This is a genomic window from Spirosoma humi (assembly GCF_054776575.1).
Genome location: NZ_BAAHBR010000015.1, coordinates 257712 through 283170 on the forward strand (window position 1 = coordinate 257712; position 25459 = coordinate 283170).

Below are 25459 nucleotides of genomic sequence, written 5' to 3' on the forward strand. Positions count from 1 at the left end.
CTTGAGGATGGTTAGATATGAATGCAAAGTTGACCCTTGACCTGCCTAAACCGATTGCCCGCTTCCTGGGGAAGGCACGCCTGGTTTCGGATACAGTAGGCGAGTCGCCTTGTCCGGTCTACCGCTTTAAGCGGGGCAACGACGCCTTCTTTCTAAAGATGTGCTCAAGACTTTACTCCCCAACTACCTTCAGCGTACAACGCGAGGCCGATGTGCTGGTCTGGCTGAGTGGGCGGTTGAATGTACCCGAAGTGGTGGCCGTGGCCCAAAGTAGCCAGGGGGAGTTTATGATCACCCGTAGCGTGCCAGGCCAACCTTTGTACCAGCGCATCGACAGTCAACAGGCCGTACTGTCCGTGTTCCAGGAGGCCCTTGCTCAGCTGCAAGCCCTGCCCATCGCCACATGCCCCTTTGAGGCCGGAGCAGCTTTCCGGCTCAAGGAGCTGGAGTACCTGCTGGTCAATGGCTTAGTGGCGTACGAATACGATCTGCATCAATGGCCTGGTGTAGAGGCAGCCAATCCGCCGGAATTTGTAGCGCACCTCTACGCCACGCAGCCTCCTGAGGAGCCGGTATTTGCCCATGGCGATCTGACGGACAGCAACATCTTTGTGGATGCTCAGGACCAGGTGTACTTCATTGATTGGGGTCGTGGTGGGGTGGCCGACCGGTGGATGGACCGCGCTTTTGTCTACCACAACTTGCGAGAGTCGTTTTCTCCATCCCTAGCGACTGCCTTCTTGGCTGGGCTCGGGGAGGCTGATAACCCCCGTAAGCGTGCCTTCTTTGAGCAGTTGGATGAACTATTTTAAAGAACCTGATTGACGTGCTTGGAAAATAATTCTACAAGACTTTTTATAGTAGTGCTTATGAATGATTCGTTGCTTGGCTTAAAGCAGCTTGTTGAGGCAATCCATACGCTTCCGGAACCAGAGTGGGCTGAATTCTCCAACATTTGGCGACCGTTTTCAGCCAAGCGCAAGGAAATTCTGACGACAGCAGGCGAACAGGAAAGCTATCTGTATTTTATTCTGGAGGGCGTACAACGGGTTTATTATTTCGATGAGCAAAATCGGGAAGCGACCCTGGTTTTTTCCTACGGGCCTTCTTTCGGAGGTGTCCTCGATTCGTTTATGCTACAGCGGCCTTCCCGCTATTACTATGAAACGCTTACGCCTTCCCATTTTCTACGGGCCTCCTTCCGGGACCTGGAAGCGGTCATGAAACGTAGCCCGGCGGTAGAAACCATGGTCCGACTGGGTATTACGGGCGCCCTGTCGGGTGTGCTGGAACGGGTAGTGGAACTACAGTGCTATTCATCCGCCGATAAGTTTACCCAACTGCTCCGGCGCAGCCCCCATATCTTACAGCTAGTCCCCCATAAATATTTAGCCAATTACATTGGCGTTGACCCAACCAATTTTAGTAAGCTTATGAATACCATCAGAGCCTGAAATCTTGGTAAATACCAATAATTGGTCAGAAGATGAGGCCCAATTTTGTGCCGTAACTAATGATCACGACTATGCAAAAGCAAATTATCGTTACTCGGGCCGCCCAGGGTTTCATTCTCCTATCCGCCCTGGCCCTGCTGTCCGTTAGCCTTATGGCCTTTTCCAACCCGCAATCGGTAATGGATCTGGTGCAGGTACAGCTCACCAACACTGACGCTTTCAGCTCAATCCGGGGTGTTTACGGGGGCGTAGGGCTTACTTTATTTATCAGTCTATTGTACCTCATGGTCCGGGATATACAGAAAGGGCTGGTTTTTCTGAGTTTACTGTGGGGATTTTATGCGCTGTCGAGAACGATTACGGTATTTGCCGAAGGCCCCCTGGGCGCGTTTGGTCGGCAATGGCTGGTCATTGAGACTCTTTTCTTCCTCATCGCTCTGGCGCTCTTGTATGTAACTAAACAAGCGACGGCTTCGCCGGTAACGCACTACCATGACGTTCATTGACAAGGCGGTCTGGCTAGCTGCCCTCGAACAACAGGTGGATGGTCATATTCAGCAGGCTGTAGAACATTTTCAGAACATGGACGACACCACCCTCAACCAACCGTCCCAGCGTGGTGGGTGGAGTATCGTTCAATGTTTAGATCACCTGAACAGCTACGGACGCTACTATTTACCCCGCTTAAACCATAGCTTGATTACTCAACTGGATAAGCCGGTCACCGATTCGTTTAAAAGCTCCTGGCTGGGCAACTTTTTAACCCGGTTGATGGACCCCAAATCGGGCAAAATGAAGTTCAGGGCCATTAAACGACATCAGCCCAGCGAGGCTTGGTCTGCTCACCAGGTGGTCGCTGACTTTATTGATCAGCAGGAACAACTGCTCTTGCTACTGAAACAGGTGGAGAAAGTGAATATCAACGGCGTTCGGGTACCGCTGTCGATTGCCCCCTGGCTGCACTTGCCCGTAGGCGATATCCTGCAGTTTATGGTCGCTCATACCGAACGGCATGTAGCTCAGGCAAAGCGGAACCTGAATTCGCTTTAACTAGATGATAACACATGTCATAAATTAATGCCCGTTCGACGTTGATCAATCGGTCTGAAATTTCTCGGCACCCGGTCTGGAGGAAAACGGGGTTGCTCTCCAGGCCGGTAAAAGCCATTTTAAAGCCCTATTTTCTGATTTTCAAATGGCCAAGCTAACGAATGCTTCACGCTGGCGAATTCATCTTAATCGGCACAACCAAAGGCCCGCAGGCCCAGGCAGCCCTCCAGTCAATCGATGAGGTTGCCCAGTAAGTAACGGGAAAGGCATCCCCCAAGCCCTAGTTCATGTTTCGACTCTGAGCGAGCATATACGGGATGAGAACGACCAGGTTAAGCGGAATAAAGCAGGCGATGATCAAGAGCAATTGGCGCTCACTCAACTCGTCAATAAAATACCCCAGTATCATAAAACAGAGGCCCAGTAGGGCTAAATAACAGGCCGTATACCGAGTGGCCTTTTCTTTATCGATCACGCGTAGGCCTTCCACCTGGCTCAATAAGTTGACGAGTCTAAACCGCCAGATCACCCCCCCCAGCAGTATGATCAGAATCCCGATGATTATGAGTAGCCAGTCCATACGTAAAGCTGAATGAATCGAAAAGTCCATTCGTTCATTAATGATTTATTATTCGCCCGAATATAGAGGTAAGATAGGTTGTCTGCCAAGCGTTTCCACCTCATATACATGACTTGTTTGCATTTGTAAAAATCTTTTTACCTTTACATACCAAACAGTCGGTATCTACCATGGAAGACTCCAGAATGCATATTCTCCAAACGGCCTTGACGCTGTTCATGGAAAAAAGCTACAAGGCCGTCACCTTTCAGGAGCTGATGGAAAAGACGGGCTTTTCCAAAGGGGCCTTCTTCCATTACTTCAAAAACAAGCAGCAAATCTTTGAAGCAGCCATTGATCTGTATATCGATCAGTTTGCCACCGTTAATTTTACGCAACTTTCCCAAATCAGCCTGCGCCAGTTCCTCGACGACTATTTTCCCCAGGCTAGAAAAGTGCGAGACACGATCTTAACCCCGGAGCTAACGTTTGGAGCTAATCATTACTCATTACTGTTCGAAGCGCTGCGTCTCATTCCTGACATCAAAAGCAAGATCAATTGCCATGAAGATAAAGCGTTAGCCGCCTGGATGGCCATCATCGCAGTCGCCAGAAACAGGGGAGAAATCAAATCCGTATTACCCGATGAGCAGTTGGCCCGTCTTTTTATTGATATGGGTCATGGTAGGATGATTCAGTTGATTACAGCTGATCAGACAGCAGCGCTTGACAAGGAAGTCTTGGCGTCCTGGCATACGATCTACCAGCTAATCAAAGCTTAAATTTTTTTGCCCGATTACATACCGAATGGTCGGTATTTTACTTCTCGTTATGAAAACAAACCCAATAGAATCGAAGAATAGTATCAAGTCCGTGAAGATCGATACGCAGGTACTGATTGTCGGCGCTGGCTTAACGGGGCTCACTTTGGCCTGTGACCTGCTACGACGTGGTGTCCCCTTTCGAATCATTGACAAATCGCCCGTTTATTTTCCCGGCTCACGAGGAAAAGGGTTAACCCCGCGCTCGCTGGAGGTGTTCGATGATTTGGGCCTGATCGATCAACTGATGCCCTATGGCTATTCGCATCCGATCGCCCGGGAGTATGACGGCCCTACCCTGCTTAAGGAGGACGATCTCCATGAAGGGCTTACCACCACACCCAACATTCCTTATTTACCCCTCTGGATTCCTCAATTCCAGATTGAAGCTATCCTACGGCAACAACTGGCAAAAGGCGGTAAGTCGGTCGAATTGGCCACCGAGCTGACCAATATCGAACAAAACGACGGATGGGTTACGGCAACCGTTTTAAAAGATCAGGAATCGAGGCCGATCACCTGTTTGTACCTGGTTGCTGCCGACGGCGGTCGCAGCTTTGTGCGGAAGTTTTTGCACGTCGGCTTTGAGGGTGAAACCCGTGAAGCGATCCGGATACTCGTTGGGGATGTCCATACCGATGCGCTGGACCATGAACATACCCATATGTGGAAGCACCACCCCGACGGTTTTTTAGCACTTACCCCCTTTGCCCAAAGCGACATTTTTCAGATGACCGCCCAGGTAGCTCCTGATTTTGAAGCAACCCCCACCCTGGAACTGTTCCAGCAGATTTTACAGAAGCGGACGGGTATGGCCATAGAGCTGTATGCTCCCACCTGGCTTTCCTCCTTTAAGGTTAATATCCGCATGGTTGACCGCACAATTATTGGGCGCGTCTTGCTTGGCGGGGATGCGGCCCATGTGCATTCGCCCACCGGTGGACAGGGTATGAACACCGGTCTGCAGGACGCTTACAACCTGGGATGGAAACTCGACCTGGTCCTGCGAGGTGCAAACCCCAGCCTGTTGGAATCTTACCAGGAAGAGCGCCTGCCCGTGGCGGCTGCGGTGTTACAGTTAAGTACAAAACTATTGGACAAATTCCAGGGGCTTCAGCGGGCCTTGCCGGGTGATACCGAACGGTTTCAGTTAAGCCTCAACTATAGACACAGCCGCCTGAGTCAACAGGCTACTTCGCTACCCATACCCGTACAGGCGGGTGACCGCGCGCCGGATGCGCCTTTGCAGGATGGAAAAGGCAATCCCATTCGACTATACGATTTGTTTCGGGGACCGCACTGGACGTTGTTGGTCAACGGCGATATAGTTACCGATGAATTGACCAGGCTTCCTGATAGGTATAGCGATATCAAGTTAGTTCGAATAGTGCAATCTGCCAGTTGTCAGCCTGCAGAGGGCTTTGTGGATGCTGAGGGCTATTTTAGTTTAGCCTACGGAAAACAGCCGGGCTTAATGTACTTAGTGCGACCAGATGGTTATCTTGGTTTTATCGGTGAAGCTACTCAGAGTCAGGCCCTGCTAGCCTATGTGGATCGCCTACTGGTACGATGATGCTTCTGCCTGAAAGATGATTTACAATCATCTTTCAGGATGGTATTCTGTTCAACTGTAGCCCGTCTTTTTTGATAATAATTGACAAATTACGGCAGGAGACTTGATTTAATTAGGAATTACATTCACTATGACCCGCTGGTAGCGGGTTAAACTTGGTGTGCCATTGTCGGTAACTTCTAAAACAAAATGCATTGTTTTCACTTCCGTTACCGTTGGCGCTTTAAACGTTACGGCTTTACTTTTGGAATTTTTCAAGATGAGCTGGCTCGCATTGAGTGAACCCACCTCTTTATAGAACAGCCAGTTATAGGTCAATGTGTTGTTGTCGGGGTCAGTGCCAGTACCCGAGAGAACAACTTCGGTCCCTGATTTGACCGTAAGCTGATTTGGATGATCGAGCACCACGGTAGGCGGATGATTGGCCTTGGCATACGATTTAGCGACACACCAATCCATGCGGGCAAAGAAATCATGTTGGAAGGCGTTTCGCCACCGCCAGATCGTTGCCTGATTGCTAGTGTGATAGCTTTGGGTTAGTTCACTGTATACTTCATCGGCGGTATCGGTCCAGATCGGGCGGGTTTCAGGTTCGTACATATACTTTTTATAAGGCGGAATATACCACTCATACCGTCCTCCCCAACTCCCGTAATTGGGGTGTTCAGCATCATTTAACCCGTTGTTGATCAGACCTAAAAAGGAAGGAGTATCGCCTTCCATCAGAACCGCAACCTGTGGGTATTTTTCACCTAGGGGCCCATGATTCCGGCGCACGTGCTGCTCTAAGATCGTAGTGCCAACCAGCGTTGAGTCAGCGCCCAGGAAGCGCCCATGTAACCGGTCGCCAGAAATACCGGTCCAGGTAGCGTAGTGATATTGGCCACCCCCATTTTCTTCAAAGCCTGGACTAACAATGTAAAAAAGGGTGGGAAAGGTTTTCCGAATCCACGGACCCGTATCATCCTGATCGGAAATGGTGTAGACTCTAAGGTTTGCGATCACCTTCGAAACAGTGTTCTCGGGCTGCGTTCGCTGGAGTTTCCAAAGGGCCTGTGCCAGGACGTTGGTGCCGCCCCAGGCCTGAATGAAAAGCGGCCGGTTTTCATTTTTGAGCATGCTCTTCAAGAGCCAATCCGACCCTTCGGAGTCTTTTCCATCGCCCAATCCTTCTTTGCCAAAGACGGGTAACCCTTTTTTGATCACCGAATGCATGTAAGCCTCGGTTGGAAAGCCTTTCTCATGGATTTCCAGATTGTCCCGGACTTTTCCGTAAGCCTGAACGATCTCGTGCAAACGCCATTCGGCGGTTTTGGTTCGCTGCCAGCAGGAGGTGGTGGCGACGATGCCTTCCGTGTCAAATTGATTGGCATAGGTTAGGTATCGAACAAAGGACATGGCATCGTCCGGTTCGTTTTCAATGTCGGTCAGCACAAACACGCGCGGATTTTGGGCCTGCGAAAAATGCCAAAGCAAGGACAACACTATAAAACAACTAATTCTGTTTTTCACTGGAGTAGTTTGGTATTCAGGAAAGTTATAAAGACAACTTAGCTCCCCTTTATAACCTTCCCGGTGTAGCCGCGGGAATGCAGGGAAAGCGGACAAGTACGCTCTTAACCTATAAAGCGATTAATGGACCAAGGCCAAGGAACGGACATTAAGTAACTTCGTTCCTTGGCCTTGGTCCATTAATCACAACTCCTATTCTCTGAGTAGAAGCGCCAACCTACGTCAGCTTCATGCTAGACGGGTCCCACTTGACGATCTGTTTGCTGAAATAACTTTCGTTACAAGCCAATGCCGGAGCAGCCGCTCGAAAGCCAAACTGAGCATCCTCCACCACCGGCTTGTTCAGCCGAATCGCATCAAAAAAGTTGGTAAAGTGATCTAAATGGTCGCTATAGCCCTCAGGTGCTTTGAAGGTAACATCCATTTTAACGGGGCGTTTCCGCTGGTCGGTTGTCCATTTAGCATCATACGCCTGCTGCATTTGCTCCTGCATACTCTTGGAGAAGGTAAACACCGAATCATAGCCACCAAAGCCGGGGGCCTGGGGCAGAATGCTGTGCTTAATACTCAGGTTATTGCCCATCACGTCGATGACACCCTCCGACCCCACTAGCCGGATGACTTCCTGGCCGCCCGTGCCGCTGATAAAGTTCACCTGCAAGGTCAGCTGAAACGCAGCGTGTTCGGGGCTGTCGGGATATTGCATGACCCCCGACATCACATCGGGCAGGTTACGCCCATCCTTCCAATAGCTGAACTGCCCCGTGCTATAAATACTTTGGGGACCTTTGGAGCCCGTGATCAGGTGAGTGCCGCTCAGCAGGTGAATAAATAAGTCGCCCGCTACGCCCGTCCCCACTTCCTTAAAGGCCCGCCACCAGAAAAACTTCTTGGCATCGAAGGGCATTTTGGCCGTCACTTCGATAAAGCGATCCCAGTCGGTCGTCAACGCATCGGCATCGGCCGGAATGGTGTATTCCCAGGCCCCAATCGAGCTTTGTCGGTCGTAGACGGCATTGACCATGTTCAGTTTGCCAATTTCACCGGCCGCCAGTAATTCTTTCGCTTTGGCATACCCAATGCTGCTGACCCGCTGGCTGCCGACCTGCAATACCTTGCCCGCTTTTTTGGCCGCTGCCATGACCGGATAGCCTTCGCTGATTTTATAGACCATTGGTTTCTCGCAGTACACATGCTTGCCTTTGGCCAGTGCATCCTGGGTCATACGGGCGTGCCACACATCGTGGGACGCAATAATGACCGCGTCGATGTCTGAGCGGTCCAGAAGCTCTTTGTAGTTGCGGGTCGTGTACAGCTCAGGCCCAAATTGTTCTTTGGCGTTTTCAAGGCGCCCCGTGTACAAGTCGCAGATACCGGCTAGTTCGACCCCCGGTACTTTCAAAGCGGTACGCAAATCAAAATGACCCTGAACTCCGTAACCGATCACCCCCAATCGGATTTTATCCGTGGACGAAATGGGTTTTTCGTAGTGTAAAATACGCTCTTCCGCTTTAGCCTGGGCTGCTAGTGATGATAAAGGGGAAGACGCAGCGACCAGACTAGTCGCCCCAATCTGTTGTAGAAATCGTCTTCTTGAGGCCCGATTGTCTTTTTTCATGAACGAGGTAATTGAGTAATCAAACGGTTGTTGACCGAATAACTCAGAAAGGCAACTTTTCTACTCTTAGGCCCCGCGAGCTGATGGGACTAAGAGTAGAAAAGTTACCTCCCCTCGAATGCCAAATAGATCATCAGCGCCGTCAACGGAAAAGGTAGCGAATACCTGCGAAAACCCATTACCTTGTTTGATTTGTTACGAGCCCATACATTAAAAGCGTCGCCGTAGGGTGCAGAGTACCTTTTCTAAACACTGGCAGAATCAACCGGACCGCCGAATTGGTTGAGATACTGTAAACCAATGGTAGGACTATAAACATGAACTGATCCATTCACGTCGAAACTGTACACTAATGGAGGACGCCACAATTTCCTGAAACCCTTCTACCTGAGACAATTTGTATATTGGGACTTGTAAGTCACTTTTTTATACAATCTTAAGGCTCATCAAGTATGAAAACTATCAACATAGCTATTGACCTGCGCTCGTTTTTGCTAGGTGTACTCACGCTAGGCGGCCTGCTGACGCTAATCAACTTCAGACCTGCCCACGACAGCCAGCCCGACCCAGCGGTTGTGGATACCCGCCGGTTTCAGGTGGTGACTAGCGATCGACAAACCATCATTCTAGACACAAAAACGGGACGGGTCATTGTCGATCCATTTGGCACCCCCAAACCGAAATGGGTGGTTGGCGATTTTGAGGAACTACAAAAGGGGGAAGGTAAATAGTAAGCCATCCCCTTAACTTCTGAATCTCGTTGAGTGGGCTAATTAACCATTTGTTTTCCATCATTAATCCGCCTGACTCTCAACTCATTGATGGAGTCATTTGAGGAGCGAACGTACAACATGTCAGATACAAGCCATTCACGGCGAGTCGCCATCAACTTTCGTTAATCGTTAAAAAGGCTCCCCAACGAGACGATGTAACGTTTATATAGGTGTTTTTAGCAGACTAGAATCAAGCAAGTGATTTCCCGCGAGAAATCACTTGCCCGGTTTCGATGAACTGATGCATGGGTATTGCCTGCCGTTACAAGCGGTTAGGTACCTGGGAAATAAGCCGTTTTCAGGTACTCCCTCAGCGAAGTGGGCTTTCGGCCCAGCAGGCGCTCGACGGTATCGTGCGTCCCGGCCAGCATGCCGTCTCCGGCGGCCAGGCCCCACTGACCCAGGAAGTTAGCGACCACTTCAGGGAAGCCGGCGGCCACTTTCTGCGCGATGTAGGGCGCCAGCTCGCTGCTTTTGTAAGCGATGGGTCGGCCCGCTAACGCGGAGAGTTCCCGGGCGATATCGGCAAACGAATAGGCCTCGCTTCCCGATAGAGTATACTCCTGGTTGTCATGCCCTTCGCTGGTCAGCAGGGCGGCCGTGGCAGCGGCCAGTTCGGTCCGCTTGACGAAAGCTATCCTGCCTTCTCCCGCCGTGAAAAGGATCTCCTTATCCGGCACCTCACTCCCAATCAGGTACCCCAGGCCTTCAAAATAATAGCCGTTTTTTAGAATGGTGTATAGTAGTCCGGACGCTTTGAGATAGGCTTCAGTAGCCAGGTCGCTTTCAGTGACCTCGGGCATTACAAAAGGTGTGCTGCGCTGGATGCTGGTATAGAAAAGGTGCTTCACCCCGGCCTCCTTAGCCGCGTCGATGACGTTTTGGTGCTGGTGTACCCGGTCGGTAAATGCCACGGCCGAAACCAATAGCAGCTTATCAACGCCCCGAAAGGCATTCACCAGCGCGGGATAGTCAAGGTAGTCAGCTTGCCGCACGTCTACGCCCTGTGCCACCAGATCCGTGGCTTTGCTGGCATCGCGCACCAGGGCAGCGATTTCGGCAGCCGGGGTGGTCGTGAGCAAAAAATCGATGGTTTGGTGGCCCAGCCCACCAGTGGCTCCTGTTACTAGAATCATGGTAAAACGAACTAAAAGCTATATATTTTTACTTGCATTTTGCAAGTTCAAAGATAAGCTAAAATACTTGCCATTTGCAAGTATTTCTGTAAATCATTTTCTACGAAAGAGCTAAACCATCGTTACACCTGCCCTATCAGCCCATCGCTTGACGGATTGGGGGACAAATGAGCCCTGCTCATTTTGCGGTAAGCATGACCTAACGGTATGCTTGCCAGGTCTCGGGTTTGAACAACACGCTACCGTCGGGCTTGATTTGCCAGGCGGTAATCGGGTTAAAATGATAACCGAGTGTTTCACCGCCCCGCGCGTCGATGAGTTGCTTCAACGTAGGCTGACGATATCCCGTTTCGTCGGTTACCCGACTCAAAATTTCTGTTTCGTCGCCGTTCCATTGCCATACGTATCGGAACGCGGTATGCGCTTTATCCAGAATCGGTTCCTGAAGCGTCGCCGGCCCCCACGTTTTACCCGCATCTGTACTTACCTCAACCTGCGCAACCTTGCCTCGGCCACTCCAGGCAATACCCCGAATTTCGACATAGCCTTTTTCAATTTTCTTTGGATACGATGGAAACGTAATGATTGACCGGGCATCAATATCGAAACTGAATTGGCGGAACTTACCTCCCTTTATGGGTTCGGTGTATTTCGATGTTTCTTCGCGTGTCATAAAGGGCTGATCGGACAGTTCGAGCCGACGAAGCCATTTTACGGATGTGTTGCCCTCCCAGCCCGGCAGAAACAACCGAACGGGATAGCCCTGTTCGGGCCGGAGCGCTTCACCGTTCTGGGCGTAGGCAATGATGGCATCATCCCACCCCTTTTTGATCGGAATACTACGGGTCAACACGGCCGCATCGGACCCTTCGGCCAGAAACCAACTGGCGTTTGGCTTGACGCCTACTTCGCGAAACAGGGTAGAGAGTTTGACGCCTGTCCATTCACTCTGGCTGGTCAGTCCGCAAATATCCTGTGGCGACATGTTTTCTTTACCCGTACGAAAATTACCCGAACACTCCAGAAAGGCAATTCGGGAAACAGACGGAAAACGCTTTAGCTCAGCCAGCGTGAAGATCAGTGGTTTGTCGACCAGCCCATGAATGAGCAGTTCGTGCTTCGCCGGATCAATGAGGGGCACACCGGCGTGATGGCGTTCGAAATGCAAATCGGAGGGCGTAATGATGCCGTAAAAATCCTGCAAAGGCGACCGCGACGAAATATCGGACGGTTTTTTAACGACTTTTTCAAAGGCTGACCGTGTACCGACTTCACCGGCCAGCGTACCGATTTTCTTGGTTGGATCGTCGGGAATCAACTCCGCTACGGATACACCTTCCTGAATCGTTTTACCCGATGCCGTTTGCACAATGGCGACAGCCGCCGTGGCCGCTCCGCCCAGCATGGCCCGACGAGAAATTTTCCCCTCGAGCTGGTCGAGCTGAATGATTTTCTTCCTCATATTATCTTATAGTCGGTCCGCCCGTGCGGTCGTCCGGCACGAATAGGTTCCGCGCGGGCATAGCAACGTTGGGCAAGGTATGGGCATTCAGGATGGCTGTCTCTTCGATGATGCCATTAGCGCGCAGTAAGTAAGCCGTCAGGTGGTAGACTTCTTCGTTCGTCAGCGAGCCGGGTGCGTTGAATGGCATCGCCCGACGGATGTAATCGAAAACGGTGGTCGCGTAGGGCCAATAGTTACCGATTGTTTTTTCGGGGCGTTTCCGGCTGGTATCGGCCGTACTGACCAGCGAGCCGGATGGCCCTCCTATGCCCCCAACGCCATGACAAGCCGCGCACTTTGTCGCGAAGATTACCTTCCCGGTAGCCGATTTGCCTTCACCGGCCGGGAGGCCTTTGCCATCCGGCCGAACGTCGATGTCGAGTCGGGCAATGTCTGCCTGCGTTGCCGGACGCCCTAACCCAAAGCTGGCTGGCCACGGTAACGTATCCATCTGGTCTGTCGACGTACGTTCTTTTCCATTCACGGGGAAGCAACTTTCCTGAGTCACCAGGAGCAGAGCCACCCACAAACAACTACAATACGGGAGTTTCTTCATCGCTAACGGCCTTGTTATGTTTCACTAACCAGTAATAGATCGGCACGCCAATCAGGGCTATCAGGAGACCGGGCCAGGTATAGGTTGGTTTATAGACGATGAGCAAACTGCAAAAAGCAATACCCATACCGATGTACAACGCAGGCAAAACGGGATAACCAAACGCTTTGTACGACCGTTCGAGGTTAGGTTGTTTTCTGCGGAGAATGAAAATGCCCCAGATGGTGAGGATATAGAACAGGACGACGACAAACGAAATCATATCCAGTAAATCACCGTAGCGACCACTCAGACAAAGTATTGAGGCCACCACCGCCTGAATCCACAGGGCAAATTCCGGTACGGCATGGTTGTTCAACTGCGCCGTTTTCCGAAAAAACAGGCCGTCTTTAGCCATGCTGTAATACACCCGTGCCCCGGATAAAATCAGCCCGTTGTTACAGCCGAATGTTGCAATCAGAATGGTGATGGCAATGACCGCCGTGCCTGCATTACCGAAGATGGCCTGAGCCGCCGTGATGCCCACCCGATCTTTTTCGGCTCCGGCAATGTCGGCCAGCGGCAGTACGGCGGTGAACATCACGTTAAGCGATACATATAAAAGGGTAACGAGCAACGTTCCCAGCAACAAACTCAGGCCAATATTCCGGCGGGGATTTTTGATTTCTCCCGCCACGAACGTTACGTTGTTCCAGGCGTCGTAACTAACAACGGTGCCCGTCAATGCCGCGGCAATGGCCCCTCCCAAAGCGGGTAACCCAACATAGCTCCCAACCGATCCATCCCGATCGAGCGGTTGTAACTGCCAGGCATTGGCCCAGTTGAGGGACCAGATCTCAGGTTTGAGGTGCACCAGTCCAAAAACAATCAGCCCCACTAAGCTCAGTACTTTGGTAGCGGTGAATGTTGTCTGGATGATTTTACCCCCGCGCACGCCCTTCGTATTGATGTAGGTCAGTAGAACGATGATACCGATGGCCAGGACTTGAGCGGGCGATACATGAACGTTTCCGACGGAAAACAGGCTAATGTCTTCGCTGACCTCGGGTATAAAATAAGCCAGAAACTTAAAAAAAGAGACTCCGACGGCCGCAATTGTTCCGGTCTGAATGACCGCGAATAAGCTCCAGCCATAGAGGAATGCCACCAGCGGATTATACGCTTCCTTGAGATAAACGTACTGCCCACCAGCCTTGGGATACATACCGCTGAGTTCGCCGTAGCTGACGGCAGCAATCAGGGTCATGAAGCCGCCAATGAGCCAGACCGCAATGAGCCAACCCGCCGAGCCAACATGGCGTGTAACATCGGCGCTGACGATGAAAATGCCCGAGCCAATCATACCCCCGGCGGCCAATAAGGTCGCGTCGATCAAACCAATTTCCCGTTTCATAACGGCAGCCGACGATCCGGTTGATTCGGATTTTGTTGCTATCGTACTCATGTCAGGAGGGCCGTTGTCAGGGGCGTAACAGGCGTATCAGTCGGAATGCGGTTTTGCACAACCGGCATCGATACGTTGGGCAGTCGGGGCAGCACCAGTTTAGCGAAATAATTGGCTTCCTCGATCAGGGGGAAACCCGAAAAGACAAACGACCGAAAACCCATGTCCATATACCGGTTCAATTTGGCAACGACCTGATCGGCACTACCGACCAATCCGCCACCGCAACCCGAAAACACTTTGCCGATGTGGGTCCAGAGAATATCTTCAACATAGCCTTCTTCATCGGCCGTTTCTCGTAGCTGATCCTGCCGGAGCACACCCAGCGACCGGGAATCTTCTCCCCTGGCCCGTATTTCGAGGCCGCGCTGTTCATCAAATTTCGACATCAGCCGCCGGGCATACGCGCGTGCCTCGGCTTCAGTTTCCCGCACGATCACGTGAATACGCAGGCCGAAATCAATTTTTCGACCATACTGAGCTGCGCGTGCGCTCATATCTTTCATCGTCTCGTACATACTTTCCTCTGATTCAGGCCAGGTCAGAAACACATCGCAATGCTGAGCACACACATCCCGCGATCCACTTGAGGTACCCCCGAAATAAAGCAGTGGGCCTCCGTTTTGCTGATAGGGTTTTACGGGGTCGGTGGGCAGATTAGCCTCGTAATATTTCCCCTTGTAATTGATGCGATCCTGACTCCAGGCTTGTTTCAGGATTTCGATGGTTTCGATACAGCGCTCGTAACGCAAACCCGGATTTTCGCGTAAACCCGGCAAATCAGAATTGATGATGTTCAGAATCAGTCGCCCGGCGAGCATGTGGTCAAGTGACGCCAGCGCCCGGGCGAGCGTTGGTGGGTGCACCTCTCCGGTCCGTATGGCGACTAATAAATTGATTTTTTGGGTAAGCGTGGCCATCCCTGCGGCAAACGTCAGCGGGTCCTGTCCCACCGTATAAGCCGTGGGAAATAGGATTGAACTAAACCCAAGTCGTTCGGCCTCTAGGGCAATGTCTTTGCAATGGGCAAAACTGCTCCGGCGACTGTTGTCCAGCACACCCAGATACTCCGTATCGCCCCCGATGATGTCATCGAACCACGACACTTCAGCGACGCGTTGCGTGGTTCGGATGGCTACCGGGACTATTGTTGATAACGTCATTCGTTTGATTGGGTTAACAAAAAGAGTCGTCGGGAGGAGGGCCATGCCCTTACCCCGGCGACAAGTACTTGATTACCGTTTATAAATTGTGTTGCCTTCTTTGATGGTTTCGAGGATGACCAGGTCTTTGATCCGTTGCGGATCGATGGTTAGGGGATTGTCGGATAAGACAACCAGATCGGCCAGTTTACCCGGCTCGATCGACCCTTTCGTTTTTTCTTCAAAGTATTCATACGCCCCATTGATGGTGATGGTCCGTAATCCTTCGATTGGGCTCAGTCGTTCGTCGGGACCGATAACTTTGCCGGAACGCGACTGGCGACTGACCGATGTCCACAACAAAAACAATTGATTCACCGGCGTAACGGGGAAGTCAGTGTGATTGGTGGCAATGATGCCTTTTTTAAGCGCCGTTTTCAGTGGGCTGGAAAAGAAGGCACGCTTCTCGCCCAGATTCTGCACGTGAACATCCCCCCAGAAAAAGGTATGGTTGGTGAAGCAGGCCGGTAACATCCCCAGCGTTTTGTATTTATCCAACTGATCGGGCCGCACAAACTGGGAGTGAATCACGACCGGACGCCGGTTCGTACTACTGGTTTTCAATTCGCGATTCGCGTTTTCAACGGCCTCGATGTACATGTCGATGGCGGCATCGCCGTTGCAGTGTACAAACACCTGAATGTTGTTTTCAAATCCCTTCTTTACGGCAGCATTGAATTGCTCCTGCGTTGTTACCGGAAAGCCGCGGCAAACCTCGCTGTCACAACCCGGTACCTTGGTTAAATAAGGACGTCCGAAATAAGCGGTTTTCCCCTGCGGTGACCCGTCCGACATAAACTTGAATCCATTCAATTTCAGATGGTTCGTCAGAATACCGTACTTGAAATCAGGATTTCCCAGCACTTTATCAATGATACCATAGGACGGCAATGTTTCGATGTCAATGAGCAGTTCGCCCCGATCAGCCGCTTGTTTCAGCAGTTGCAACGATTCGAAACTGGTGCTGCCATCCTGAGCCGTTGTAATTCCCTGACTGGCGTAAAATAATTGTTGGTCTTTCAGGGTTTTCAATTGATCCTCCAGCGTCGGCTTTCCCTTATTTTGTTTCAGTCTGACACTGTATTGCGCCTTTTCCTGAAGCAGACCAGCGGGTTCGTTCGAGCCATCTTTCCGGACAATAATACCACCTGCCGGATCTTTGGTGGTACTGTCGATCCCAGACGCTTTTAGTGCCGCCGAATTGGCGACCGACATATGGCCCGACACGTGCGTAATGACAACCGGGTTGTTCGGAAAAGCGCCGTCCAGGTCTTCTTTTGTTGGGTGTCTTTTTTCGGCGAGCTGATCCACATCGTACCCGAATCCGCGAATCCATTCGCCGTCGGGTATATTTTTGGCCGCCTTGTATTTCTGGAGTTCCGTCACGATATCCGCGATCGTTTTCACGGGACCTACGGGTGGAGCCGCTACGTTCGCCGTTTGCGTCCATTCTAAACTCATGAAGTGGCTATGTCCATCAATAAGGCCGGGAATCACCGTTTTACCGCCCAGATCAACAACGACTGTGTTGGCATTCTTTAACTTGTTAATATCGTTGACCGAACCAACCGCCAGAATTTTTCCAGCCTTAACAGCGACCGCCTGCGCCGTTGAATTTTTGGCATCAACGGTAATGATCTTACCGTTGATGTAGACTTTATCCGCCGTTTCTTTGACGGGCTTGGCATTGTCACCAGGGCCTTTACCGAAAGCCAGAAAGGGCAACGCTGTCAGGGTGAGTAAGGGGAGTGTTTTATTCATTGCTTGTCGCGCGGACCGCATGGGTGGCCCCAATTCCGTCCGCATGGTTAAGTTGACTCTATTGACTAGGCGAACCTCCTGTCCGCGTTGCCTTATCTAGGTGCTAAGGTGTTGTAGGCTAATTCGTTGCTGGGAACAGCCCATACGTAGTTACTCGCGGTGGGGACTACTTCCGGAGCGGTTCCCGCCGTTCCCGACTTAGCCGGTAAGGGTTGCACACGTCTGAGCAGATCGGGTGTTCTGAAACCTTCGCCAACTAATTCAATGCGCCGTTCAGTCAAAATGGTGTTTACCAAATCGTCTTTTGTGCTGATGCCCGTCGTAAAGGTGTAGGTAGCATCCGATCGGTTTCTGACCGCTTTCAACAGTGCCGTCGCCTTGGTCAGATCGCCGGTCTGCGCAGCTGCTTCGGCGTAATTCAGCAGTACCTCCGCGTAGCGAATCACGGGGATGTAATCTGTGTAGGGAGCAGCGTTTTTGGGGAATTTTCGGACTAACCTTTGCCCCGTCGCGTTGGTCGATATCAGCGTCTTGCGGGCATCCGTTGATGTTGTCGAGGAGAAAACGGGATCGGCCCCAATACCCGCCGTATTCAGGTAAAGAACGGGTGTCAGGTAGTTGGCAGCCAGCGCACTCTGCAATCCGGGGGCTTCAGCCGGATTGATAAACGGCACCGTAAATACGGCCTCATTCCCGATGTATGACCCAGCAAAAACAGTTGCAACGTTGGCTTCTAATCGGTGGGTTAGCGCCCCCGCAACGTATTGATAAGGCGCGCTGGCTGACACTAACTTGGCGGCTTCTGTTACAACGGCGGCATAATCACCTTTTGATAGATAGACCCTGGTTTTCAAAGCAATAGCGGTTGCTTTATGCGCCCTCGATGCATTGAGCAGAGCCGTTGAATAGGCCACCGGAAGGTCCGTTTCAGCTTCGTTCAGATCCTTGATGATCTGCGTGTAGACGTCGGCCACCGAACTAAACGCCAGGTCGTTGTTACTGCTGGACGTTTCGGCTTTCAGTCGCAGGGGGAGGGCAGGACTGGCGCTGTTTTGCGCATAGGGCTTCGCGTAGGTTTGCACGAGGCTCAGATAGCTGAACGCCCGTAAAAATTTTGCTTCAGCAATATACCCTTTCCGAGCTGAATCGGGAATAACGGCTGAGCTGGCCAGATTTTCAATCAACAGGTTCGATGAGTTGATGGTCGTATAGGCAGCACTCCACACGGCATTGACAAAATCGCCCGATGCCGAAATAGACTGGTTCCAGACGTTAGCTCCGGTCGAGTTGTTCCCGTCGTTCTGACTGAATTCATCCCCCCGTTGTTCGTTGAAGACCTGAAAACGCCCCCCGTAGAACGATTGCGTGCTGAATTGAGAATATAGTCCATTAACCTGAGCCAGTACTTTGGCCGGTGTGCTATAGGCCGACTCGTTGGAAATACTGGTAACCGGCACAGCTTCCAGAATATCTTTGTGGCAAGCGGTTAGCCACATCGCGGAGAGCGGTAACATGACTAACGCTTGAGCCGCGTACGTTTTTATTTTATGATAGGTTCGCATATGTATTGCGCTAAGAGAAAGTTGATTGCCCGATCGAGCCTTAGAAACCAATGTTTAAGCCAACGGTGTAGACCGAGGCATTGACGGGTACATTCTGGTCTTTACCCGAGTTGATGGAGTTACCGTTGATGGACACTTCCGGGTCAGAACCGGTGTATTTGGTGATGGTGAAAATATTCGACGCCTGCACGTAGGCCCGCGCCGAGGAAATGAATTTGCTGATGCCAATCTGCTGCACCGGCACACGATACCCGAGCGAGATATTTTTCAACTTAATGAAAGAGCCATCCTCCACGTTGGTCGTGTTGGCCGACGAAAAGCCGCCCGTAAAACTATCCCCCCAGACCAGTTTGGGTACGTCAGTCACCTGGCCGGGCGTCGTCCACCGGTTCAGAATGAACTGACCGTTATTGAAGTAGCGCTGATCGGAAAGGGTAGCCCGCGTGCCATTGTACAGTTTGTTGCCCCCCGAGAAGATGATACCAATGGCCAAATCGAACGGGCCATAAACCAGGTTGTTGTTAAATCCACCGTAATACGTTGGCAGCGAAGGACCCTGCACCCGGCCATCGGCGTAGTTATCAATGACTGGAGCCGTTGCGCCATCCAACGTTGAAAAGCTCTTGGTTACGGCGTTGTATTGAACAACCTGATTATTCCGGTTGACGTACAGTTTGTTGCCATTAGCCGGGTTTATGCCCGCCGTCGGAACGGCGAAAATAGCCCCCACCGACTCCCCTACCCGGGTAATGTTCTGAATGCCAAACGTGCTTAAAACAGTGGGGTAAATATCGCCACCCGTGCCCAAAGACGTGACCTTGTTTTCCAGGGTAGCCACGTTGACGTTGGCATTCCACTGGAATTTTCCTTTGCTGATGATGTTCGCATTGATGGCCAGTTCGATGCCCTGATTGTATAAAGAGCCAACGTTTGCCGCTATCGAATTACCGGGAATGCCTTTCGATGACGGCTGGGGCGCGTTCAGTATCAGACCATCAATGGTGTTTTTATAATAATCTGCCTCCAGCGTAATTCGGTTGTTCCACAGTCCAACATTTAAACCGATGTCAATTTTCTTACTCGTTTCCCAACGCAAATCCGGGTTACCCGCCTGTCCGAAATACAAGCTGGCCACGCCAGCGTAGGTTCCGGAACTAAACTGCGACAGGGACGCGTAATCGTTGAGGCTACTGTTGCCAACAATGCCGTAGCTGGCCCGGACTTTTACATCGCTAAGGGTTTTGGCCAGCGACGAATTTTTGTAAAACGACTCTTCGGACAGATTCCAGCCTACGGAACCTCCGCCAAAGTTTCCCCATTTATTGCCTGCCGCCAGCGCCGACAGACCATCGCGCCGGAAGTTGAAACTGAACAGGTATTTACGCCTGTAATCATAACCAACATTGCTAAAATAAGACAGCAGCCCGTTCTCCGCGTAGACATTCGCGGTGGGCGTAATGGTGGTAAAACCGCCCTGGTAATTGGTGTAAAATGGATCGGCCAATCCAGTTCGGGTAGCGCCCCAGCCATCTACTTTCCGGTAGATTTCCTCGTGTCCAACCAGGATACGAAGGTTGTGATTTTCGTTGAACGTAGTGTTGTACGATAGCGTGTTGGTCCAGTTCGACCGGTAATACGTCGTTGTCGAGTTGGTGGCTGCACCATTGGTGGCAAAGCCGTCGCCACTGTAGGGGTTTCTAAACTCTTTGTTTTCAACAACGTAATTGTCGAGCCCGTAAACGGTTTTCAGCTTCAGGTCTTTCAGCAGTTCAATTTCGGCAAATACACTACCAATCAAGGTGTTATTCGCTGATGTATTCTTGTCCAGATCTAAAATGGTCTGTAGGTTATAGGCATTAAAAACGCCCAGTGCCGAGCTGTTCGGACCGTAGCCAATGTTGCCATTGGCAGGGTTGATGTTGTAAGTGCCATTGGCATTGTAAACGGGAACGTTCGGTGGCAAAATATACGTCATCCGCGCCATGGGCTGCAAGCCTATGTATTGCGTATTAACACTGTTTCCCGATGAGGATGCGACCGAGTTTGGACCAATAGCGCCGGAATTGGGGCCTGCATTGGTCGATTGGCTATACGTCAGATTCGTACCGATGCTTATGGTGCGCGTTAATTTATGCTCCAGGTTAACGCGGGCGTTTTCCCGTTTGAACGTATTGGTCCGAATGATGCCGTTCTGATCGGAATGATTAACCGACAGGAAATAATTAGTGGCCTCATTTGCCCCCGAAACGCTGATCGTGTGGTTCTGCGAAACCCCGGTCTGATAGGCAACATCATACCAATTGGTGCCCACGTCACTGCCATCCGCATTTTTCCCCAGCACAAAACCAGGGGTAAGCCCGGCATTGACCCGCGCTTCGTTCTTGATGGCTACGTACTCCGACGGGCTTAATAATTTTGGCAGGTTGTAGGGCGTACTGAAACTTGCCCATCCGTCGTAGGTCACTTTCGTCCGGCCTTTCTTTCCCTTTTTGGTCGTGATTACGACAACGCCATTGGCGGCTCTGGAGCCATAGATTGCCGTTGCCGACGCATCTTTCAGAACATCGATCGTTTCAATATCCGTTGGATTTATATCCGCCAGTGGGTTATTTCCCACCGAGCCACCCGATGAGCCGGTGAATACCGTAACACCGTCGACAATCATAAGTGGATATACCGACGAGGTAATCGAATTGATACCCCGGATGCGAAACACCGGCGTATTGTTGAGTGCACTACTGGGCTGAACAATATTAACGCCGGCAGCCTGGCCGCCCAATAATTGGTCTAAACTTTGGGCCGGTCGATTTTCCAGTTGGGAAGCCCCAATTTTTGATGCGGAGCCGGTAAATGACTTTTTGCTTTCGCTCGAATAGCCTGTAACAACCACCTCACTGAGTTGACGATTGTCTGTCGTTAAGGTAAGATCAAGTTTGGTTGCATTCGTAATCGTGACTTCCTGATTGGTGAACCCTATGGAGGTGACGACCAGCTTCCGGCTACCCTGGGGGACCTGAATCGAGAATTTTCCGTTGGCATCGGTTTGTGTTCCGACGTTACTACCCTGAATAACGATGTTGGCACCGGGTAAGGGCTCTCCGTTATCGCTCCGAACGGTCCCCTCTATACGCGATCCGGTTAATTGTGCCTGCAACCATCCGCAAGAGAGTAGCCAGACGACTCCTGCAAATAAAAGTTTTTGCATTACTTTGTCTTGGTTATGTGAAAAAAGAGGCCGGTCCGACGCTTCGGTTGCCAGAGCCTAACTGTTAGCCAGCCGGAACGGTCGGTCCGACGCTTCGGTGCCGCCGTTTCGGCTTTTTTGTAAGGTTTTGACCAGTTGCCGCTGGTTCAAAACCTTGATGTAAAAAACTTCACCCAACTAACCGCTGCGTAATGACCAGATAGGCCAAAAGTCCCAACACATTAACCACAAACCCTATCGATTTTATAGTCAATATAATACTGATCAGGGAAGCTGTTTGGCTATATACTGATCAATTGGTGGTTGTACGCTAAGCCAGTAAGATCATCTGACTCTAATGCGGATCAACAGGTTAGCTGACTTAATAATACCCTACAATGTATACCGAGCTACCTTAAAACTGGGCATGTCGATACTCATGCGTGAAAAAGCCGTTCAAACTCAAGTATTCATAGAAGTCCAAAAGCGTCAAATATGATTAGTTATTTTGAAGAATGGGCAAAGGTGAATCAGCGATTTTGCAATTCCAAAGAAAATATAAAAAAATGATTATCAGCCATTTACCCAATAGTCTATCGAGAAATACGGTTATTATACGACAAGTCACAGACTGTTCTAGCTAAAGGATTGATACCCATCGTCAAGTACAGGTATGCTTTACACGAAGTCGTTGCTGGGTAAATTAGTACGGATGTTAAATAAACTCAGTTAACCTTTCATCCGGTAATCATTCGGCGTAACGCCTGCTTTTTGTTTAAATAAACGGGTGAAATGCTGCGGATATTTAAAGCCCAGTTCGTAGGCAATTTCACTCACCGATTTATTCAGGTCAAATACGCGCTCCTTGGCTACATCGATCACTTTCGACTGAATGTAGTCCTGCGCCGATCGGCCGGTTTCTTTCTTCACCAGGTCACCAAAATAGTTGGGTGATAAATGCAGGGCTTCGGCGCAGTAAGCGACGGAAGGCAAGCCTTGAGTCTGCGGTTTATCGGACGAAAAATAGCCTCTCAAAAGGTCTTCAAACCGCTCCAGGATACCTTTGTTCGTATGGTCGCGCGTAATGAACTGGCGGTCGTAAAAACGTATGCAATAATTGAGCAGCAACTCGATGTTTGAGGCAATCAGTCGTTTGCTGTGCTTGTCTATATTTTGATCGAGCTCATACTCGATTTTTGAGAAGCAATCAATCACAATACGCTTCTCTTTTTCCGACAGGTGGAGCGCTTCATTTACATCGTACGAAAAGAAAGAATAATCCGGCATGTACTTGCCCAGCGGAGTGCCGGCCAGCAGGTCGGGATGGAAGAGCAATGCCCAGCCTTTCGGGGCAAACAGGTCAAGGCCGGGTTGCACCCCGATCACCTGTCCGGGCGCAATAAATATCAGACTTCCTTCCTGATAGTCATAGTGACTTCTTCCATAGCGCAACTGGCCATAGTTTAGTTCTTTCAATCCCACCGCGTACAAACCAAAGTTGAACGACCCCGCGGGCACCGGTTGCGCTTTCGAAAGGTCAATCACCGCAACCAGCGGATGTTTGGTCGGTACGCCCCGCATGGTATTGTATTGCGCGATGCTGCCAATTCTGACAATCTCCTCCATACCTTATTCTGTTATCGCTACAAATATCATTACAAACTTACCGGTTCCGGCAAGCCCGGCTGATACCGGCCATCCCAATCGGTAATAGTGGTAGGAAAACCCGTAATCTGTATACAAAACGACTCTCCCTTCCCCCTCAATTTTGCAGTCGAAAACATACATACAACATGAGAACACGACAATTAGGAACCTCAGGATTAAGCGTGTCCGAACTTGGTTTCGGCTGCATGGGATTAAGCCATGGGTATGGTCCGGCAACCAACGAAAACGATGCCATTGCCCTTATTCGAAAAGCGTATGAGTCGGGCATTACGTTCTTTGATACCGCCGAAGTGTATGGACAAGGCGCCAATGAACAGTTGGTAGGAAAAGCCTTGCACGAAGTACGGGATAACGTAATCATCGCGACCAAATTTGGCTTTAACAACGGCAGGAATACAGATGGGTTGAATAGCCGCCCGGAACGCATCCGGCAGGTGGCGGAAAACTCGCTCCGCTATCTGCAAACCGACTATATCGACTTGTTTTATCAACACCGCGTAGACCCGGCTGTGCCTGTTGAGGACGTTGCCGGAACCGTAGGCGAGTTGATTGCCGAAGGCAAAGTAAACTACTTCGGTATGAGCGAAGCCAGCGGGCAAAGTATACGCCGAGCGCATGCGGTGCAACCCGTGGCCGCCCTGCAAAGCGAATACTCTATGTTTTGGCGCGAACCGGAAAAAGAAATCATTCCGTTGCTGGACGAATTAGGCATTGGCTTCGTTCCGTTTAGCCCCTTGGGCAAAGGGTTTTTAACGGGTAAGATGAATGCGGACACTAAATTTGACCCGACCGATTGGCGAAATGTCATGCCTCGTTTTAGCAAAGAAAACCGCGAAGCGAATCAACTCATTGTTGACCTTGTGGTAAAGATTGCAGAAGAACAGAACGCTACCGGAGTGCCAGCCACACCCGCGCAGATTGCCTTGGCCTGGCTGCTGGCCCAGAAGCCGTGGATTGCACCAATTCCCGGAACCACAAAAATGACTCGCTTAGCCGAAAATATAGGCGGTGCAGCCATCACCCTAAGCCAGGATGACCTGGACACCATCAATAAGGCTCTGGACACCATCAGCCTTCAGGGAGAACGTTATCCCGCCAGTTTGGCAGACCTGCAAGGCAGGTAAGCAACTCATAATCAAAGCCATATGCTTATCTGTGGCTTCTACGTAAAATAGGTATATGGTGATGAACGTAACATTAAATAACGGCATCAAAATGCCGCTGCTTGGTTTTGGCACGTACTTGCTAACCGGTTCAGCGTGTGAGCAAGCTGTTCTGCATGCGCTGACTACGGGCTACAGACTGATCGATACAGCTGCGGCCTACCATAATGAGGAATCGGTGGGTAGGGCGATTAAAAAAAGTAGGGTCAGGCGAGAAGAGATTTTTGTGACCACCAAATTTTTGCCAGCGGCTCCCGGCTATGAACAGGCAAAGCGCGCCTTTGACGCATCGCTAAAAAAATTGGGTCTTGACTACATTGATCTATACCTGATTCATCTGCCGCAGGGCGACGTACATGCCTCCTGGACAGCCATGGAAGAATTCTACAAAGAAGGCAAAGTAAGGGCTATCGGCGTCAGTAATTTCAATATGGACCAGGTTCAGGATCTACTGAAGCCGCATCGTGTGGTACCGGCAATCAATCAGGTGGAGACACATCCGTTTTCCCAGAAAACAGACATGCAGCAAGCGTTGAACGATCAGGGAATCCGGCTGGAATCCTGGGCTCCTTTTGCTCAGGGTAAGGCCAACCTTTTTACAAACGAACGTTTAAAAGTGCTTTCAGGCAACTATAATAAGAGCGTTGCCCAGGTGGTTCTACGATGGTTAATTCAACGGGAAATCGTGGTTATTCCGAAATCAGCCAATCCGAAAAGGATAGCTGAAAATTTTAATGTATTTGACTTTGAATTGTCTTCCGATGACATGGCAACTATCAAATCGCTGGATACAGGTAGTGGACTAATTTATCCTGTTTAAAAGACGTTTGAAGCGCGCGCTAAAACGTCGCAAACTTTAGTGTCATTTAGCGATTGTGCACGCTTTTTCGTACGCCCTATTGACTTCACCACAAAAAAT

21 protein-coding genes are annotated in these 25459 nt (G+C 50.6%); 9 read left to right on the forward strand and 12 right to left on the reverse strand.

Annotated elements, in window-relative coordinates; all coding sequences use genetic code 11:
- The first annotated feature begins 17 nt into the window (after positions 1 to 17).
- The 4 genes from ACYU8Y_RS17390 (at position 18) to ACYU8Y_RS17405 (ending at position 2504) form a co-directional block, all read left to right on the forward strand.
- Positions 18 to 812 (forward strand): APH(3') family aminoglycoside O-phosphotransferase, encoded by a 795-nt coding sequence (locus ACYU8Y_RS17390; RefSeq protein WP_460939323.1) that lies wholly within the window; start codon positions 18 to 20, stop codon positions 810 to 812.
- Positions 813 to 869: 57 nt separating this feature from the next.
- Positions 870 to 1454 (forward strand): Crp/Fnr family transcriptional regulator, encoded by a 585-nt coding sequence (locus ACYU8Y_RS17395; protein WP_460939324.1) that lies wholly within the window; start codon positions 870 to 872, stop codon positions 1452 to 1454.
- 71 nt (positions 1455 to 1525) lie between these two features.
- A complete protein-coding gene (locus ACYU8Y_RS17400; protein ID WP_460939325.1) occupies positions 1526 to 1960 on the forward strand; it encodes a DUF4345 domain-containing protein in 435 nt (144 codons plus the stop codon).
- A complete protein-coding gene (locus tag ACYU8Y_RS17405; RefSeq protein WP_460939326.1) occupies positions 1947 to 2504 on the forward strand; it encodes a DinB family protein in 558 nt (185 codons plus the stop codon). The genes ACYU8Y_RS17400 and ACYU8Y_RS17405 overlap by 14 nt, the downstream gene beginning before the upstream one ends.
- A gap of 280 nt (positions 2505 to 2784) precedes the next feature.
- Here ACYU8Y_RS17405 and ACYU8Y_RS17410 read toward each other — a convergent pair whose 3' ends face one another.
- Positions 2785 to 3084 carry a hypothetical protein gene (locus ACYU8Y_RS17410; protein ID WP_460939327.1) on the reverse strand — a complete coding sequence of 100 codons (300 nt, stop codon included), beginning with the start codon at positions 3082 to 3084 and terminating at the stop codon, positions 2785 to 2787.
- Positions 3085 to 3269: 185 nt separating this feature from the next.
- Between ACYU8Y_RS17410 and ACYU8Y_RS17415 the strand changes: the two genes are divergently transcribed.
- Both ACYU8Y_RS17415 and ACYU8Y_RS17420 read left to right on the forward strand, forming a co-directional pair.
- Positions 3270 to 3845, forward strand: a complete 576-nt coding sequence (locus ACYU8Y_RS17415; protein ID WP_460940315.1) for a TetR family transcriptional regulator — start codon at positions 3270 to 3272, stop codon at positions 3843 to 3845.
- A 49-nt stretch (positions 3846 to 3894) separates the two neighbouring features.
- Positions 3895 to 5457 (forward strand): FAD-dependent monooxygenase, encoded by a 1563-nt coding sequence (locus ACYU8Y_RS17420; RefSeq protein ID WP_460939328.1) that lies wholly within the window; start codon positions 3895 to 3897, stop codon positions 5455 to 5457.
- A 108-nt stretch (positions 5458 to 5565) separates the two neighbouring features.
- Here ACYU8Y_RS17420 and ACYU8Y_RS17425 read toward each other — a convergent pair whose 3' ends face one another.
- Positions 5566 to 6942, reverse strand: a complete 1377-nt coding sequence (locus ACYU8Y_RS17425; protein WP_460940316.1) for a DUF1593 domain-containing protein — start codon at positions 6940 to 6942, stop codon at positions 5566 to 5568.
- A 244-nt stretch (positions 6943 to 7186) separates the two neighbouring features.
- Positions 7187 to 8587, reverse strand: coding sequence for a Gfo/Idh/MocA family protein (locus ACYU8Y_RS17430; protein WP_460939329.1), 1401 nt, complete (start codon positions 8585 to 8587; stop codon positions 7187 to 7189).
- Positions 8588 to 9039: 452 nt separating this feature from the next.
- Between ACYU8Y_RS17430 and ACYU8Y_RS17435 the strand changes: the two genes are divergently transcribed.
- A complete protein-coding gene (locus ACYU8Y_RS17435; RefSeq protein WP_460939330.1) occupies positions 9040 to 9318 on the forward strand; it encodes a hypothetical protein in 279 nt (92 codons plus the stop codon).
- 314 nt (positions 9319 to 9632) lie between these two features.
- Here the strand turns inward: ACYU8Y_RS17435 and ACYU8Y_RS17440 are convergent, their stop codons facing one another.
- From ACYU8Y_RS17440 to ACYU8Y_RS17480, 9 genes are all read right to left on the reverse strand, one after another.
- On the reverse strand, positions 9633 to 10496 hold the full coding sequence (locus ACYU8Y_RS17440) for an SDR family oxidoreductase (RefSeq protein WP_460939331.1): 864 nt from the start codon (positions 10494 to 10496) through the stop codon (positions 9633 to 9635).
- A gap of 199 nt (positions 10497 to 10695) precedes the next feature.
- Positions 10696 to 11958: a sulfite dehydrogenase gene (soxC, locus tag ACYU8Y_RS17445; RefSeq protein WP_460939332.1), complete on the reverse strand. Its 1263-nt coding sequence runs from the start codon at positions 11956 to 11958 to the stop codon at positions 10696 to 10698.
- A gap of 1 nt (position 11959) precedes the next feature.
- Positions 11960 to 12451 carry a c-type cytochrome gene (locus ACYU8Y_RS17450; RefSeq protein ID WP_460939333.1) on the reverse strand — a complete coding sequence of 164 codons (492 nt, stop codon included), beginning with the start codon at positions 12449 to 12451 and terminating at the stop codon, positions 11960 to 11962.
- A gap of 82 nt (positions 12452 to 12533) precedes the next feature.
- Complete coding sequence (locus ACYU8Y_RS17455; protein ID WP_460939334.1) at positions 12534 to 14000, reverse strand: APC family permease; 1467 nt, start codon at positions 13998 to 14000, stop codon at positions 12534 to 12536.
- Positions 13997 to 15163 (reverse strand): LLM class flavin-dependent oxidoreductase, encoded by a 1167-nt coding sequence (locus ACYU8Y_RS17460; protein WP_460939335.1) that lies wholly within the window; start codon positions 15161 to 15163, stop codon positions 13997 to 13999. Before ACYU8Y_RS17460 ends, ACYU8Y_RS17455 begins: the two co-directional genes overlap by 4 nt.
- A gap of 72 nt (positions 15164 to 15235) precedes the next feature.
- Entirely contained in the window at positions 15236 to 16963 is a 1728-nt protein-coding gene (locus ACYU8Y_RS17465; RefSeq protein ID WP_460939336.1) for an amidohydrolase, read from the reverse strand.
- Positions 16964 to 17055: 92 nt separating this feature from the next.
- The gene (locus ACYU8Y_RS17470; protein ID WP_460939337.1) at positions 17056 to 18525 is read right to left on the reverse strand and encodes a RagB/SusD family nutrient uptake outer membrane protein; all 1470 of its coding nucleotides are present in this window, start codon (positions 18523 to 18525) and stop codon (positions 17056 to 17058) included.
- A 40-nt stretch (positions 18526 to 18565) separates the two neighbouring features.
- Complete coding sequence (locus ACYU8Y_RS17475) at positions 18566 to 21730, reverse strand: SusC/RagA family TonB-linked outer membrane protein (protein ID WP_460939338.1); 3165 nt, start codon at positions 21728 to 21730, stop codon at positions 18566 to 18568.
- Positions 21731 to 22438: 708 nt separating this feature from the next.
- The gene (locus ACYU8Y_RS17480) at positions 22439 to 23335 is read right to left on the reverse strand and encodes a helix-turn-helix domain-containing protein (protein WP_460939339.1); all 897 of its coding nucleotides are present in this window, start codon (positions 23333 to 23335) and stop codon (positions 22439 to 22441) included.
- Between the two features lie 167 nt (positions 23336 to 23502).
- Between ACYU8Y_RS17480 and ACYU8Y_RS17485 the strand changes: the two genes are divergently transcribed.
- Both ACYU8Y_RS17485 and ACYU8Y_RS17490 read left to right on the forward strand, forming a co-directional pair.
- Positions 23503 to 24501 carry an aldo/keto reductase gene (locus ACYU8Y_RS17485; protein ID WP_460939340.1) on the forward strand — a complete coding sequence of 333 codons (999 nt, stop codon included), beginning with the start codon at positions 23503 to 23505 and terminating at the stop codon, positions 24499 to 24501.
- Positions 24502 to 24562: 61 nt separating this feature from the next.
- Positions 24563 to 25360: an aldo/keto reductase gene (locus ACYU8Y_RS17490; protein WP_460939341.1), complete on the forward strand. Its 798-nt coding sequence runs from the start codon at positions 24563 to 24565 to the stop codon at positions 25358 to 25360.
- Positions 25361 to 25459 lie beyond the last annotated feature (99 nt).

What these genes read in the sequence shown, in the direction of transcription:
- ACYU8Y_RS17435 (WP_460939330.1), top strand. Translation starts at nt 9,040, where the DNA reads ATGAAAACTATCAACATAGCTATTGACCTGCGCTCGTTTTTGCTAGGT.
- ACYU8Y_RS17410 (WP_460939327.1), bottom strand. Translation starts at nt 3,084, where the DNA reads ATGGACTGGCTACTCATAATCATCGGGATTCTGATCATACTGCTGGGG.
- ACYU8Y_RS17485 (WP_460939340.1), top strand. Translation starts at nt 23,503, where the DNA reads ATGAGAACACGACAATTAGGAACCTCAGGATTAAGCGTGTCCGAACTT.
- ACYU8Y_RS17395 (WP_460939324.1), top strand. Translation starts at nt 870, where the DNA reads ATGAATGATTCGTTGCTTGGCTTAAAGCAGCTTGTTGAGGCAATCCAT.
- ACYU8Y_RS17490 (WP_460939341.1), top strand. Translation starts at nt 24,563, where the DNA reads ATGAACGTAACATTAAATAACGGCATCAAAATGCCGCTGCTTGGTTTT.
- ACYU8Y_RS17420 (WP_460939328.1), top strand. Translation starts at nt 3,895, where the DNA reads ATGAAAACAAACCCAATAGAATCGAAGAATAGTATCAAGTCCGTGAAG.
- ACYU8Y_RS17405 (WP_460939326.1), top strand. Translation starts at nt 1,947, where the DNA reads ATGACGTTCATTGACAAGGCGGTCTGGCTAGCTGCCCTCGAACAACAG.
- soxC (WP_460939332.1), bottom strand. Translation starts at nt 11,958, where the DNA reads ATGAGGAAGAAAATCATTCAGCTCGACCAGCTCGAGGGGAAAATTTCT.
- ACYU8Y_RS17450 (WP_460939333.1), bottom strand. Translation starts at nt 12,451, where the DNA reads ATGGATACGTTACCGTGGCCAGCCAGCTTTGGGTTAGGGCGTCCGGCA.
- ACYU8Y_RS17440 (WP_460939331.1), bottom strand. Translation starts at nt 10,496, where the DNA reads ATGATTCTAGTAACAGGAGCCACTGGTGGGCTGGGCCACCAAACCATC.
- ACYU8Y_RS17455 (WP_460939334.1), bottom strand. Translation starts at nt 14,000, where the DNA reads ATGAGTACGATAGCAACAAAATCCGAATCAACCGGATCGTCGGCTGCC.
- ACYU8Y_RS17430 (WP_460939329.1), bottom strand. Translation starts at nt 8,587, where the DNA reads ATGAAAAAAGACAATCGGGCCTCAAGAAGACGATTTCTACAACAGATT.
- ACYU8Y_RS17465 (WP_460939336.1), bottom strand. Translation starts at nt 16,963, where the DNA reads ATGAATAAAACACTCCCCTTACTCACCCTGACAGCGTTGCCCTTTCTG.
- ACYU8Y_RS17480 (WP_460939339.1), bottom strand. Translation starts at nt 23,335, where the DNA reads ATGGAGGAGATTGTCAGAATTGGCAGCATCGCGCAATACAATACCATG.
- ACYU8Y_RS17475 (WP_460939338.1), bottom strand. Translation starts at nt 21,730, where the DNA reads ATGCAAAAACTTTTATTTGCAGGAGTCGTCTGGCTACTCTCTTGCGGA.
- ACYU8Y_RS17400 (WP_460939325.1), top strand. Translation starts at nt 1,526, where the DNA reads ATGCAAAAGCAAATTATCGTTACTCGGGCCGCCCAGGGTTTCATTCTC.
- ACYU8Y_RS17415 (WP_460940315.1), top strand. Translation starts at nt 3,270, where the DNA reads ATGCATATTCTCCAAACGGCCTTGACGCTGTTCATGGAAAAAAGCTAC.
- ACYU8Y_RS17460 (WP_460939335.1), bottom strand. Translation starts at nt 15,163, where the DNA reads ATGACGTTATCAACAATAGTCCCGGTAGCCATCCGAACCACGCAACGC.
- ACYU8Y_RS17470 (WP_460939337.1), bottom strand. Translation starts at nt 18,525, where the DNA reads ATGCGAACCTATCATAAAATAAAAACGTACGCGGCTCAAGCGTTAGTC.
- ACYU8Y_RS17390 (WP_460939323.1), top strand. Translation starts at nt 18, where the DNA reads ATGAATGCAAAGTTGACCCTTGACCTGCCTAAACCGATTGCCCGCTTC.